This is a genomic window from Streptomyces sp. AN091965 (assembly GCF_022698285.1).
In the GTDB taxonomy this organism is placed as follows: Bacteria; Actinomycetota; Actinomycetes; order Streptomycetales; family Streptomycetaceae; genus Streptomyces.
Genome location: NZ_JALDMY010000001.1, coordinates 8,515,996 through 8,531,664 on the forward strand (window position 1 = coordinate 8,515,996; position 15,669 = coordinate 8,531,664).

Sequence of the window (15,669 nt, forward strand, 5' to 3'; positions counted from 1 at the left end):
GACGTAGTGATCCCTATCTCCTTCGCACAACGGCGGCTGTGGTTCATCGACCGGCTCGAAGGGCCCTCAGCGGTCTACAACGTGCCCTTCGAGGTGAGTCTCCACGGCGAGCTGGACGTCACCGCACTGCGCGCGGCCCTGCGGGACGTCGTCGTCCGCCACGAGTCCCTGCGCACGGTGTTCATCGAGGACGAGGACGGCGTGCCCACGCAGAAGATCGTCCCGGTGGCCCGCCTCGTGCTGCCCGTGCCGGTGACGGTCGTGCCGCCCGACGACCTGGAGGCCGCGGTGGCGGAGGAGGCGGCCCACCGCTTCGACCTGTCCACCGACATCCCCGTACGCGCGTGTCTGCTGCGGTCCGGTCCTGACCGGCACGCGCTGGTCCTGGTGGTCCACCACGTCGCCGTCGACGGGGAGTCGACGGAACTGCTCGCCCGCGACCTGACCACCGCCTACCGGGCCCGCGTCACCGGGCAGGAGCCGAAGTGGCCGGACCTGCCGGTGCAGTACCGGGACTACGCCGTGTGGCAGCGGGAGATCCTGGGGGACGAGCACGACCCCGACAGCGTGCTCGCCACCCAGCTCAGGTACTGGAAGGCCGAACTGGCCGGTGCCCCCGAGCAGCTGCGGCTGCCCACCGACCGGCCGCGGCCCCCGCGGCCGAGCCGCCGCGGCGACCTCGTGACCGTCGCGATCGAGCCCGGCCTGGTGGCCGCCGTCGAGGACCTGGCGGCGGCCAGGGGCGTCACCACGGCCATGGTGCTGCAGTCCGCCCTCGCCGTCCTGCTGCACCACTTGGGCGCGGGCGAGGACATCACGATGGGCGCCACCGTCGCGGGCCGCAACGACGACGCCATGGCCGACCTGATCGGGTTCTTCGTCAACAGCTGGGTGCTGCGGGCCGACCTCAGCGGCAACCCCTCGCTCGGGACGGTGCTCGACCGGGTACGGGACAAGGCCCTGAGCGCGTACGACAACCAGGACGCCCCCTTCGAGCGGCTCGTCGAGGCCCTCAACCCCGAGCGCTCCACCGCCTACCACCCGCTGTTCCAGGTGATGTTCAGCTGGCAGAACAACCAGCGGACGGACCTGGACCTGCCCGGCCTCCGCGCGTCGATGCGGACCGTGGCGACACCGACGGCCAAGTTCGACCTCGAGTTCAACTTCGCCGACGCCGCCCCGGGGATGGTGTGCAACCTGGAGTACGCCACCGACCTCTTCGAGCGGGACACCGTCGTGCGCGTCGGGGAACGCCTGGTACGGGTGCTGCGCCGGCTCACCGCGGACGTCGACGCGCCGATCAGCGCGGTGGACGTGCTGACCCCGGCCGAGCACGTGCTGCTGACGCGGTGGAACGACACCGCGGCCCCGACACCGCGGGCGACCGTCCCCGAACTCTTCGAGCGCCAGGCCGAGGCGACGCCCGACGCGGTGGCGCTGGTCCACGACGGGCGCGAGCTGACCTACCGGGAGGTGAACGAGCGCGCGACCCGTGTCGCCCGCGCCCTGGTCCGCAGGGGCGCGGCCCCCGAGAGGCTGGTCGCCCTCGCGCTGCCGCGGTCGGCGGACCTGGTGGTCGCCCTGCTGGCGATCCTGAAGTCCGGCGCCGCGTACCTGCCCGTCGACCCCCGCTATCCGAGCACCCGCCTGGAGCACGTGCTGGCCGAGGCCCGCCCGGTGTTCGTGCTCACCGAGGCGGGCACGGCCGGTGCGCTGCCGACGGGGGACCTCCCCGTGGTGTGCCTGGAGGACCTGACGGCCCAGGACACGGACCCGGACGTCACGGTGGCCGCGCCGCACCCGGACGGCCTGGCCTACGTCCTGTACACCTCCGGCTCCACGGGCACGCCCAAGGGCGCCGCGATCACCCACCGCGGCGTGGTCAACGGCGTGACCCGGCTCGCGGCCACGCTCGAACTGGGGCCGGGCGCCCGGATGCTGGCGGGCACGTCGATCGGCTTCGACGTGTCCGTCTTCGAGATCGTCACCACGCTGGCCACCGGCGGCACCGTCGAGGTCGTGCGGGACGTGCTGGAACTGGGGGAGCGGGGCGGCTGGTCCGGCAGCGTGATCAGCTCCGTGCCCTCGGTCTTCGCCGAACTCGTCGACCAGATCGCCCCGCACACCCGGGTCGACAGCCTGGTCTTCGCCGGTGAGGCGCTGCCCACGTCACTGGTGCGCCAGGTGCAGCAGGCGTTCCCCGGGGTCCGCGTGGTCAACGGCTACGGCCAGAGCGAGAGCTTCTACGCGACCGCGCACGTCATCCAGGGCCCGCCCCCGCCGGACGCGTCGAGCAGCTCACCCATCGGCACCCCCCTCGGCAACATGCGCACCTACGTCCTGGGCCCGGGACTCGCACCCGTGGCACCGGGAGTCGTCGGGGAGCTGTACGTCGCCGGCGAGGTGGGCCGCGGCTACCACGGCCGTGCCGCGCTGACCGCCGAACGCTTCGTGGCCGACCCCTTCGGGCCCCCCGGGCAGCGCATGTACCGCACCGGCGACCTCGTCCGCCAGGACGCCGACGGCCTACTGGAGTTCGTCGGGCGCGACGACAGCCAGATGAAGGTCCGCGGCTTCCGGATCGAACCTGCCGAGATCGAGGCCGCGCTGACCGCGCACCCCGGCGTGACCCACGCCGTGGTGACCACGCACGACCTGCCCACCGGCCGCCACCTCGTGGGCTACGTGGTCCCGACCGGGCGCACCGCGCGCGACACCGGCAGCGGCGGGCGCCACCAGAACGTCGACCTGTCCGCCGGGCTCTCGATCGCCGAGCTGCGCGCCTTCGTCGTGAAGCGCCTGCCGGAGTTCATGGTGCCGGCCGCCTTCGTGGTCCTCGACCAGCTGCCGCTGACCCCGACCGGCAAGCTGGACCGCGCGGCGCTGCCCGCCCCCGAGTTCACCGGCGGCGAGTACCGCGCCCCGAGCACCCCCGAGGAGGAGATCCTCGTCGCGGTGTACGCCGGAGTCCTCGGCGTGGACCGGGTCGGCGTCGACGACGACTTCTTCACCCGGGGCGGCGACAGCATCCGCTCGATCCAGGTCGTCGCCCGTGCCCGTGCCCACGGCATCCAGCTGACCTCCCGCGAGGTCTTCCAGTGCCGCACGGTGGCGCGCCTCGCGGAGCTGGCCTGCTCGCGCTCGGGCACCGACGAACACCTGGCGGAGCTGGACGGAGGCGGCGTGGGGTTCCTGCCGCTGCCGCCCGTGGCCCGGTTCATGCGGGAGCTGGGCGGGGGGTACGACCGCTTCTCCATGTCCATGGTGCTCGACCTTCCCGAGGGCATCGACGAGGCCGGTCTCGTGGCGACCCTGGCCGCCGTACTCGACCGGCACGACGTGCTGCGGTCCCGCCTCGACGCCGACGGCCTGCGGATCCTGCCGCCCGGCTCGGTGGACGCCCGCGCCCTGCTGCGCCGCGTGACGTGGGACGGGCCGTGGGAGGACCTGGCCCGCGCCGAACTGGACGCGGCCACCGGCCGCCTGGACCCCGCGGCCGGAGTCATGGCGCAGTACGTGTGGTGCGACCCTGGGCGGCTCCTGATGGTGCTGCACCACCTCGTGGTGGACGCCGTCTCCTGGCGGATCCTGCTCCCGGACCTCGCGGCGGCGTGGGAGCGGGTGCGCGAGAACCGGACGCCGACCCTCCCCGACGTGGGCACCTCGCTGCGCCGCTGGACGCACGCGCTGGCGGAGGAGGCGCCGCGCCGGGCCGCCGAGATGCCCCTGTGGCGCTCCGTGGTCCAGGGCCCGGACCCGGTGCTCGGCACCCGCCGCCCGGACCCCGCCGTGGACGTCATGTCCACCGTCGAGCACCTGTGGGTGCGGGTGCCCGCCCAGGTCACCGAGGCAGTGCTGACGGACGTGCCCCGGACGTTCCACGGCGGCGTCAACGACGGCCTGCTGGCCGCCCTGGCCCTCGCGGTCCGGCGGTGGCGGCGGGCCCGGGGCGTCGACGAGAGTTCCCTGCTCGTGCGCCTTGAGGGCCACGGCCGCGAGGAGGGAGTGGTCCCTGGCGCGGACCTGTCCCGCACGGTGGGCTGGTTCACCAGCATGTTCCCCGTACGCCTGGACGTCGCCGACGCGGACGACGGCGCCGCACCGGGCGACGGCACGCCGGACGGCGCCTTCGCCTCGGGCCCGGCCGTGGGCCGCGCCGTCAAGGCGGTCAAGGAGCAACTGCTCCGCATCCCGGACAAGGGGCTCGGCTACGGCCTCCTGCGCTACCTGAACGAGGACACCGCGGCCGAGCTCGCGGGGCTGCCCTCCGGCCAGATCGCGTTCAACTACGTCGGCCGCTACTCCGAGGCCGACATGCCGGAGAACCTGCGCGGGCTCGGCTGGACCCGCGCCCCCGGCACCGCCGAACTCCTCGCCGACCTCGACCCCGACATGCCCGCCCTGTCCGCGCTCGACGTCAACGCGCTGGTCACCGACACCGAGGAGGGGCCCCTGCTGACGGCCAGGTTCAGCTTCCCCCGCGGGGTGCTGACCGCGCCGGAGGTGCGCGAGCTCGCCGACCTGTGGTGCGCCGCGCTGACGGCCCTCGCGCGGCACGTCGCCGAGCCGGGCGCCGGGGGCCTGACGCCCTCGGACGTGCCGCTGGTGACGGTGCGCCAGGCCCAGATCGAGGAGTGGGAGCGCCGCCATGCGTCGGTGGCCGACATCTGGCCGCTGACGCCCTTGCAGTCCGGGCTGCTGTTCCACGCGATGCTGGCGGGTTCGGGCTTCGACCCTTACCACGTACAGCTCGTCCTGCACCTGTCCGGCAGGGTCGACCCGGACCGGATGCGAGCGGCCGGACAGAGCCTGCTCGATCGCTGCGCGAACCTGCGCGCCGCCTTCGTACCGAACGGCGACGGCGATCATGTACAGGTCATATCGGACCGGATCGAGCTGCCCTGGCACCACCTCGACCTCAGCGGCCAGGAAGGCCGCACCGACCGGGGCGCGGAGCTTGAGCGGTTCCTGGAGGACGACCGCAGCACCCACTTCAACCTGGCGTCGCCGCCGCTGCTGCGCCTGTCCCTGGTGACGACGGGCGCGGACACCGCGGAGCTGGTCTTCACCGCCCACCACGTCCTGTTCGACGGATGGTCGGTTCCCCTGCTGCTGCGCGACCTGCTGAAGCTGTACGGCACGGGCGGCGACGCCTCGGCGCTGCCCCGCGTGCGCGGCTACCGGGAGTTCCTCCAGTGGCGCGCGGAGCAGGACCACGAGGCGGCCGCGCGCGCCTGGGCGGCGGAGCTGGACGGGGTGGAGGGGCCCACCCTGCTGGCCCCGGGCGCCTCCGCGGTCGGCGCAGCCGACGTGGGCCAGGTGGCCGTCCCGCTGCCCCCCGCCCTGGCCCGCGCCCTGTCCCGGCGCGCGGCCGAGCTGGGCATCACCCTCAACACGCTGGTCCAGGGCACCTGGGCGATCCTCCTCGGCCGGCTGACCGGCCGCTCGGACGTCGTGTTCGGCGCCACCGTCTCGGGCCGCCCGCCCGCCATCCCCGACGTCGACTCCATGGTGGGCGTGTTCATCAACACGCTGCCCGTGCGGGTGAACTGCCTCGCCGACGACACCCTCGCGGACCTGCTGACCCGCCAGCAGGACCGCCAGGCGGCGCTGCTCGACCACCATCACCGGGGCCTGGCCGACATCCAGCGGGCCGCGGGCCTGAATCCGCTGTTCGACACCTTCGTGGTCTTCGAGTCGTACCCCATCGACCACGTCGGCCTCAGCGAGGCCTACGCGGGCACCGGGGTGACCGTCACGGGCCTGACGCCCTACGGCGGCTCCCACTACCCGCTCGCGGTCGTGGCGGACGCCGACCCGCAGCTGCGGCTCGTCCTCCAGTACCAGCAGCACGTCTTCGACCACGCGGTGGTCACCGGCATCGCCGACCGCTTCCAGTGGATCCTGCGGCAGTTCGCCGAGGACCCGCGGACACCCGTCGGCCGCGTCACCCTGCTCGACCCGGCCGAGCGCGAGCTGGTGGTCACCCGGTGGAACGACACCGCCCACGCGGTGCCCTCCGTCACCCTCACCGAACTGATCGAGGAGCAGCTCGCCCGGACACCGGCGGCCGTCGCGGTGCGGTACGAGGACGAGGCCATCACCTGCGCCGAACTCACGGAGCGCGCCGACCGGCTCGCGCGCCGCCTCGCGGCCCGCGGCGCCGGGCCGGAGACCGTGGTGGCGGTGATGCTGCCCCGCTCGGTGGAGATGGTCGTCGCCCTCCTGGCGACCCTGAAGACCGGCGCCGCCTACGTGCCGGTCGACCCGGAGCACCCCGCCGACCGGATCGCCCACGTCCACGCTGACGCCCGTCCGGTGCTCACCCTCACGACGCCGGACGCGCCGCTCCCGAGCGGGGCCACCCGCGTCACCGTCGACGAGCCGGACCACCCTGCCGATACCGATACCGATACCGACGCCGTGGTCGCTCCCGCGAGCGACGGGCGCGGCACCCGCGCGACCCCCGCGAACCTGGCGTACGTCCTGCACACCTCGGGCTCGACCGGTCGGCCCAAGGGCGTGGCGGTCGACCACGCCGCCATCGTGAACCGGCTGCTGTGGATGCGCGACCACTACGCGGTGACTTCACAGGACCGTGTCCTGCACAAGACGCCGCTGACCTTCGACGTCTCGGTGTGGGAGCTGTTCCTGCCCCTGATGTCCGGCGCCACGCTGGTGGTGGCGCGGCCGGACGGACACCGGGACGCGGCGTATCTCGCCGCGCTGATCCAGCGGGCCCAGGTCACGCTCGCCCACTTCGTCCCGTCGATGCTCCAGGACTTCGTCCAGAACCCCGCGGCGGCCGGGTGCACCAGCCTGCGCGAGGTCATCTGCAGCGGCGAGGCGCTGCCCCCGGCCCTGCGGGACCAGTACCACACCGTCCTCGGCGCCCGCCTGAACAACCTCTACGGACCCACCGAGGCCGCGGTCGACGTCACCGCCGCGCCGTGTCCGGCGGGGCCGGGCCCGGTCACCCTCGGCCGCCCCGTGTGGAACACCCGGCTCTACGTCCTGGACGAGCGCCTGGCCCCCGTCGCCCCCGGCATGGCAGGGGAGCTCTACCTCGCGGGCGACCAGCTGGCCCGCGGCTACGTCCACCGGCCGGGGATGACGGCCGACCGGTTCGTCGCCGACCCCTTCGGCGCGCCGGGCACGCGCATGTACCGCACGGGCGACCTGGTCCGCTGGGACAGCCAGGGACAGGTCACCTACCTCGGCAGGACCGACCACCAGGTCAAGATCCGGGGCTGGCGCGTCGAACCCGGCGAGATCGAGAGCGTGCTCACCGCTCACCCCGGCGTCGAGCGGGCCGTCGTCCTCGCCCGCGAGAGCGGCGCCGGACCCCTGCTGGTGGGATACGTGGTGCCGGACCCGGCCACGGCGTCCGCCGTGGCCAACCTGTGCCGCCTGCGCCGCGAGGGACGGCTCGACGGAAAGGAGCTGCACGAGCTGCCCAACGGCATGACCGTCCACGCCCGCAACCCCTCCAGCACCGCGTTCCTGTACGACGAGATCTTCGCGCACAACGCCTACCTCCGGGCCGGGATCACCCTGCCGCCGGGCGCCCGGGTGGTCGACGTCGGCGGCCACGTCGGCCTGTTCTCGCTGTTCGTCGGCCGGCAGTGGCCCGACGCCCGGATCCACGCGTTCGAACCGATCCCCGAACTCGCCCGGATGTTCCAGCTCAACGCCGAACTGCACGGCATCGACGCCGTGGTGACCAACTGCGGCATCGGCAGCGCGACCGGCACCGCCGAGTTCACCTACTACCCCGACCTGTCCCTGCTCTCCGGGCGCTTCGCCGACGAGGGCGAGGAGCGCCGCATGCTGGAGCTGGTCGTCGGCGACGACGGCGAGCGGGCCGGGCTCGACGAGGCGGAACTCGCCGAACTGCTGACGGAGCGGCTGCACAGCGAGCGGCTCGACATCGAGATGCGCACGCTCTCGCAGGTGATACGCGACCACGACCTCCCGGTGATCGACCTGCTGAAGATCGACGCGGAGAAGAGCGAGCTGGACGTCCTGCGGGGCATCGAGGCCGAGCACTGGCCGCTCATCCGCCAGCTGGCCGTCGAGGTCCACGACATCGAAGGGCGTCTCGCCCACATCTGCGGCCTCCTGCGCGAGCACGGCTTCGACGTCACCGTGCGGCAAGAGGACCAACTGGCCGGCACGGACATGCACTCGCTCTACGCCGTCCGCCCCGGGGCCGTGATCCCGTCGGCCGCCCCCGCACCCGCTGAGCAGCGCTGGTTCAACCCCCGGCAGCTCGGCGAGGACCTGCGCGCCCACGCGGCGGACCGCCTGCCCGCCCACCTGGTGCCCACGACCGTCGTGGCCCTCGACGCCTGGCCGCTGACCAGCAGCGGCAAGCTGGACAGGGCCGCGCTGCCCGCCCCCGACCTCGGCGCGGGCGCGGGGCGCGGACGGGCCCCCCGCACCCGGCGCGAAGAGCTGCTGTGCCTGCTCTTCGCCGAGGTCCTCGGCCTGGAGAAGGTGGGCATCGACGACGACTTCTCGGCCCTTGGCGGCCACTCGCTGCTCGCCACCCGGCTGGTCAGCCGGATCCGGGTGGCCCTGGGCGTGGACGTGCCCATCCGCGCCGTCTTCGACGCGCCCACCGTCGCCGAGCTGGTCGAGCACCTGCCCACCGGGCCGTCGGAACGCCCCGGGCTGCACCGCGCCGAGCCGCGGCCCGGCCACGTGCCGCTGTCACCCGCCCAGCACCGCGTCTGGTTCGCCCACCGCTTCGACGGGGCGTCCGCGACCTACAACGTCCCCATCGTGCTGCGCCTGGACGGCGCCCTGGACGTCGCCGCCCTGCGCACGGCGCTGCGGGACGTGGTGGCGCGCCACGAGAGCCTGCGCACGCTGGTGGCGCAGGACGACGACGCGGTGCCCTTCCAGCGGATCCTGCCGATCGGCCAGGTGTCCCTGGACGTCCCCGTCGTCCAGGTCGACCCCGCGGCCCTCGACGACGCCGTCGCCGACGCCGCGGTCCACCTCATCGACCTGGCGACCGAACCCCCGGTGCGCGCCCGCCTCTTCCGGTGCGGCCCCCAGGAGCACGTACTGCTGCTGCTCATCCACCACATCGCGGGCGACGGCGAGTCCATCGCCCCCCTGATGCGCGACCTGAGCACGGCGTACGCGGCCCGGCTGCGCGGCGCCGCGCCGGAGTGGCGGGAACTGCCCGTGCAGTACGTCGATTACACCTTGTGGCAGCGGCAACTGCTGGGGGACGAGGACGACCCGGCGAGCGTGCTCGCCACCCAGGCCGACTACTGGCGGGCCGAACTCGACGGCGTCCCCCAGCCGTTGAGCCTGCCGACCGACCGCCCCCGGCCCGCCGTCATGAGCCACCGCGGCGACCTCGTCACCTTCCCGCTGGACCCCGGCCTGATGACCGCCGTGGAGGAACTGGCCGCGGCCCGCGGCGCGACGACCTCCATGGTCCTCCAGGCGGCCCTGGCGGCGCTCCTGCGCGACCTGGGCTGCGGCGACGACCTCACCATCGGGTCCCCGATCGCGGGCCGCACCGAGGAGGCGCTGACGGACCTGGTGGGGTTCTTCGTCAACACCTGGGTGCTGCGCGTCCGGACACCGCGGAACCCCACGTTCGCCGAGATCCTCGACGAGGTGCGGCACCGCGCCCTGGCCGCCTACGACCACCAGGACGTCCCCTTCGAAAGGCTGGTGGAGCTGCTCAACCCGGAACGGTCCACCGCCTACCACCCGCTGTTCCAGGTCATGTTCTCCTGGCAGCACGTCACCGACGGCGACTTCGAGCTGAGCGGGCTCCGGACGGCCATGGACACCGTCGACACCGCCACGGCCAAGCTCGAACTGTCCTTCATCATGGTCGACGTACCCGGACGCGGCGTGACGGGCTACGTCGAGTACGCGACCGACCTGTTCGACCGCGCCACCGTCGAGGACCTGGCGCACCGGTTCGTCGAGCTGCTGCGCGGCGCCGTGGCCGACCCCCGCGCCCCGCTCGGCGTGGTCGACGCCCCGGCCCCGGCCGCCGCGAAGCCGACCGCGCTCGCCGTCGAGTACCGGGCGCCGCGCACGGCGACGGAAGCGGCGCTCGCCGCCGTCGTCGTCGACGTCCTCGGCATCGAGAGGGTCGGCGTCCACGACGACTACTTCCTGGCCGGGGGCGACAGCATCCGGTCCATCCAGGTGGTCTCGCGGGCCAAGGCGCGGGGCGTCGAGATCACCCCGCGGGAGATGTTCGAGCTGCGGACAGTGGCCAAGCTCGCGGCGCGGGCCGACGAACGGGCCGCCCTCGCGCGCACCCCGGCGGAGCCGGGCGACAGCGGCCTCGGCACCCTGCCGCTGCCGCCCATGGGGGCGTACCTGCTGGAGCACGGGACGATCGACCGCTTCGCCATGGCCACCGTGCTCGACCTGCCCGCCGACATCGACGAGGCGGGGCTCATCGCCACGCTGACCGCGGTCGTCGACCACCACGACGTGCTGCGCTCCCGCCTCGTGGACGGCACGCTGCGGGTCGAGCCGCCGGGCTCGGTGGACGTCCGCGCCCTCGTCACCCGGGTCGAGCGCGGCGACGGCGACGGCACGGCCGGCCTCCAGCGCGCGCTGGACACCGCCCTCGGCCTGCTCGACCCGGCGGCAGGCGTGATGGCGCGCTTCGTCCGGGCCGACCCGGGGCTGCTCGTCGTCGCCCTGCACCACCTGGTCGTGGACGCGGTGTCCTGGCGCGTCCTGCTGCCCGACCTCGCCGCCGCGTGGGACCGCGTCAGGGCCGGTGACACACCGCGGCTCCCGGCGGTCGGCACCTCCTTCCGGCACTGGGCGCGCACGCTCGCCCACCTGGCGTCGACGGACGAGCTGACGGCGGAGCTGCCGCTGTGGCGGTCCGTCCTGGACGGCCCCGACCCGCTCCTCGGCGACCGGGCCCTCGACCCGGCCATCGACGTCCAGGCCACGGCGGACAGCCTGGACGTGGAGGTGCCGCCCGACCTGACGACGGCACTGCTCACGACGGTGCCCGCCGCCTTCCGCTGCGGGCCGAGCGAGGGGCTCCTCGCCGCGCTCGCGCTCGCCCTCGGCCGGTGGCGCCGGGCGCGCGGCGTGAGCGAGCCCTCGACGCTGCTGCGCGTGGAAGGCCACGGCCGGGAGGAGGCCATCGCCTCGGGGGCCGACCTGTCCCGCACGGTGGGCTGGTTCACCAGCCTCTTCCCGCTCCGCGTCGAGCTGCCCGGGACGGCGCTGCGACCGGCCGCCCACGACGCCGATCCGGCCCTCGTGGACGCGGCCGTCGACGACGTGGTCAAGGCCGTCCGCACCCAACTGCTCCGGATGCCGCACAAGGGCCTCGGCTACGGGATGCTGCGCCACCTGAACGAGGAGACCGCCGCCGAGCTGGCGCGGTACCCCTCCGGCCAGGTGACCTTCAACTACCTCGGACGCTTCGCGGCGACGGACATGCCCGAGCACCTGCGCTCCCTGGGCTGGACCGAGGCCCCCTGTGCCGTCGGCCTGACCGTGCGGTGCGACCCGGACATGTCCCTGATGTCCACGCTGGACGTGAACGCGTACGTCACCGAGACCGCGGACGGGCCCCGCCTCACCGCCCGGTTCGGCTTCGCGGGCCAGGTGCTGACCCGGGACGAGGTGAGCGCTCTCGCCGAGCTGTGGCGCACCGCCCTCGCCCAACTGGCGCGCCACGCCGCCCGGCCCGGCGCGGGCGGGCTCGTCCCGGCCGACGTGTCCCTGGTGGCGGTGCGGCAGGCGCAGATCGACACCTGGCGGCAGCGCCACCCCGCGCTCTCGGACGTCTGGCCGCTCACGGCCCTGCAGTCCGGCCTGCTCTTCCAGTCCCTGCTCTCCGGCACCGGCCACGACCCCTACCACGTACAACTGGTGCACGACCTGGCCGGGACGGTGGATCCGGCCCGCCTGCGCGGCGCGGGGCAGGCCCTGCTGGACCGGCACCCCAACCTGCGTGTCGCCTTCGCGGGCGCCTCCGCGGGCGAGTGGGTCCAACTGGTCCTGGACGGCGTCACGTTGCCCTGGCGGGAAGCGGACCTGCGCGACCTCGCCGAACCGGAGCGGGACCGGGCGCTGCGGCGGCTCCTCGCCGACGACGCGGCCACCCACTTCGACCCGGCGGCGCCGCCGCTGATCCGGCTCACCCTGGTCCTGACGGGAACCGAGTCGGCCGTCCTGGTGCTCACCGCCCACCACGTCCTGCTCGACGGGTGGTCGGTGCCGCTGCTCATGCGCGAACTGCTGCGGTTGTACGCGGCCGGCGGCGACGCCTCGGCGCTGCCGCCGCCGCCCGCCTACCGGGACTTCCTCACCTGGCTGGGCGGACGGGACCGGGAGGCGTCCGCCCGCGCCTGGGCACAGGAGCTGGACGGTGTCGAGGAACCCACCCTGCTGGCCCCCTCCCGGCAGCCGCAGCCGACGGCACCCGAGAGCACCGCCCGGCGCCTGGAGGTCCCGCTGCCCGAGGACGTCGCGGCCGAACTGCCGCGCAGAGCAGCCGGGATGGGCGTCACCCTCAGCACCCTGGTGCACGGAGTGTGGGGGATCGTCCTCGCGGGCCTGACCGGACGGCGGGACGTGCTGTTCGGCACCACGGTCTCGGGACGTCCCCCCGCCGTGGCGGACGTGGAGTCGATGGTCGGCCTCTTCATCAACACCGTCCCGGTCCGGCTCACCTGCACGCCCTGGACCACCCTCCAGGACGTCCTGGGCGACCTCCAGCGGCGGCAGACCGCGCTGCTCGACCATCACCACCATCCGCTGACCGACATCCGGCGGCAGACGGGCCTGCCCGACCTCTTCGACACCGTCGCCGTCTTCGAGGCCGCTCCCTCCAAGGCCTCCGACCCCTCCCGTCCGCTGCCGGACGACGAGCCGAAGGACACCGGTGGCATCACGATCACCGGAGTCACCTCACCCAACGGCACGCACTACCCCCTCGGCGTCGCGGCGTCCGCCGACCCCGCCCTGCGCGTCGTCGTCGAGTACCAACAAGCCCTGTTCGCCCCCGAGACCGCCGCGGAGATCGTCAACCGGCTGGCCGCGGCCCTGCGCACCCTGGCCGAGGCCCCGCACACGCCGATCGGGGCGATCACCACCGAGGACGCCCCCGCGCGCCGACGGACGCCCGAGCCGGTCCCCGGCACGCTCACGGAACTCTTCGCCTCCCAGGTCACCGCGAGCCCCGACGCGACCGCCGTGGCGCACGGGCCGCACGCGCTGACCTACAAGGACCTCGACGCCCGCTCCGACCGGGTCGCCGGGGCACTGCTCCAGCACGGGGTGGGCCCGGAGTCGGTGGTGGCGGTCTCCTGCCGGCGCTCACCCGAGCTGATCGTGGCGCTGCTGGCCGTGGCCAAGGCGGGCGGCGCCTATCTCCCCGTCGACGCCGGCTACCCGGACCAGCGCATCGCCTACATGATGGCCGACTCGGGGGCGTGCCTGACCCTGGCGGACGCCGCCACCGCCGAGGCGCTGTCACGGTTCCCCGTACCGGTGCTGCGGCTCGACCGCCCGCTGCCCGAGGGCGAGGAGGTGACCGTCCCCGGCGCCACCGACCCCGACGGCCTCGCGTACGTGCTGTACACCTCGGGGTCCACGGGGCGGCCCAAGAGCGTCGCGGTCCCGCACCGGGGCATCGCCGCCCTCGTCGCGGCGCACGCCGAGAGGCTGGAGGTGACGTCCGGCAGCCGCATGCTCCAGTTGCTGTCGCCGAGCTTCGACGTCTCGCTGTGCGAGATCTACACGACGCTGCTGTCGGGGGCGACCCTCGTGGTGGCCGACGAGGCCGAGCTGACAGCCGGGCCGGTGCTCGCCGCCACCGTCGCGAAGAACCGCGTGACGCACCTGATGTGCCCGATCGGGGCGCTCGCACAGCTGCCGCCGGGAGCCCTGTCCACCGTCACCTCGCTCGCGACCGGCGGCGAGCTGATCCCGCCCGACCTGGTGAGCAGGTGGGCACCGGGACGGCGCATGGTCAACATCTACGGCCTCACCGAGACCACCGCGGCCACCCTCATGACCGCCCCGCTCACCGGGGACGAGGGCATCCCACCGATCGGCCGCCCCATCCCCGGCACCCGGGTGTACGTGCTCGACGCCGCGCTGCGGCCGCTCCCCGCCGGGGTCCCGGGGGAGCTGTACATCGCCGGTGCCGGAGTGGCGCGCGGATATCTCGGCCGCCGGGCGCTCACCGCACAGCGCTTCGTGGCCTGCCCGTTCGGGCCCGCGGGCGAGCGGATGTACCGCACCGGCGACGTCGTCGCGTGGACCGCGGACGGCGAACTGACCTTCCGCGGACGCGAGGACGACCAGATCAAACTCCGCGGGCTGCGCATCGAGCTGGGGGAGGTCGAGGCGGCCCTGCTTGAGCACCCGGCGGTCGACCGGGCCGTGGTCGTCGTCGACGCGCCCGGCGGCGACGAGCGCCTGGTCGGATACGTCACGCCCACCGATCAGGCCGGCGCGACGGCACAGGCCGAGCTGAGGGCCCACCTGCGGGAGCGCCTGCCGGAGCACGCCGTACCCGCCGTCGTCATGGTCGTCGACGAGATTCCGCTGACGGCGAGCGCGAAGCCGGACAAGCGCGCCCTCCCGGCCCCGGACTACGCCCGGTCCTCGACCGGCCGGCCCCCGCGCACCCTGCGGGAACGCCTGCTGTGCGAGCTGTTCGCCGAGACGCTGGGACTTGACCGGGTCGGCCTCGACGACGGCTTCTTCGCCCTGGGCGGGCACTCCCTCTCGGCGGCGCGCCTGGTCAACCGGATCCGCGTCGTGATCGGTGCCGACGTACCGCTCGCCACCGTGTTCCAGCACCCGACCGTCGCCGAACTCGCCGAGGCCGTGGCGGCGGGCGACGCCCCGGCCGGGCCCACGGACCCCCTGGGCCCCGTCCTGCCCCTCAGGACCCGGGGGGACCGCGAACCCCTGTGGTGGATCCACCCCGGGGGCGGGATCTGCTGGCCCTATCTGGGGCTCGCCGCGCTGCTCCCGCGGGACCGGCCGGCGTACGGGATCCAGGCCAAGGGGCTCGACGGGTCGGCCGCGCTGCCCCGGTCCATCGAGGAGATGGTGGCGGACTACGCCGACGAGATCCTGGCCGTCCAGCCGCGGGGCCCGTTCCACGTGATGGGCCACTCGGTCGGCGGGACGCTCGCGCACGCGGTGGCCACGGAACTGCAGCGCCGCGGCCACGAGGTGGGCCTTCTCGCCCTGCTCGACAGCGCGCCCGGCGAGCACCTGGCAGCCCACGCACCGCCCACCGAGGCCGCCGTGCGGGACTACTTCGCCGAACACCTCACCGGCGGGGTCGACGCGCCGTTCGTGGACACCGCGGTCGCCGCGATCGTCAACTACACCGGCCTGATCGGGGACTTCGCCTCACCCGTGTACCGGGGCGACGCCCTGCTCTTCAACGCGGTGCCGCGGCCCGCGGGCGGCTTCGCCGGGCACTGGCGCCCGTACGTCCACGGCTCGCTGCACCAGTACGACATCCCCGGCGCACACGAGGATCTGTATCTGCCCGGCCCCGCCACCGGGATCTGCCAGGTCATCGCCCGTCATCTCGCCGGAGAACGACGGTGAACGAGGGCGTGCCGGTGGACGCCGGTGGGCGACGACGGCGGCCGCCGGCCGATGCCGGTGGAA

General features: G+C 74.2%; 1 protein-coding gene. It reads left to right on the forward strand.

Translation table 11 applies throughout. The annotated features are described in order from the left end of the window. The first annotated feature begins 6 nt into the window (after nt 1–6). On the forward strand, nt 7–15,606 hold the full coding sequence (locus MQV74_RS35375; protein WP_242727178.1) for a non-ribosomal peptide synthetase: 15,600 nt from the start codon (nt 7–9) through the stop codon (nt 15,604–15,606). Nucleotides 15,607–15,669 lie beyond the last annotated feature (63 nt).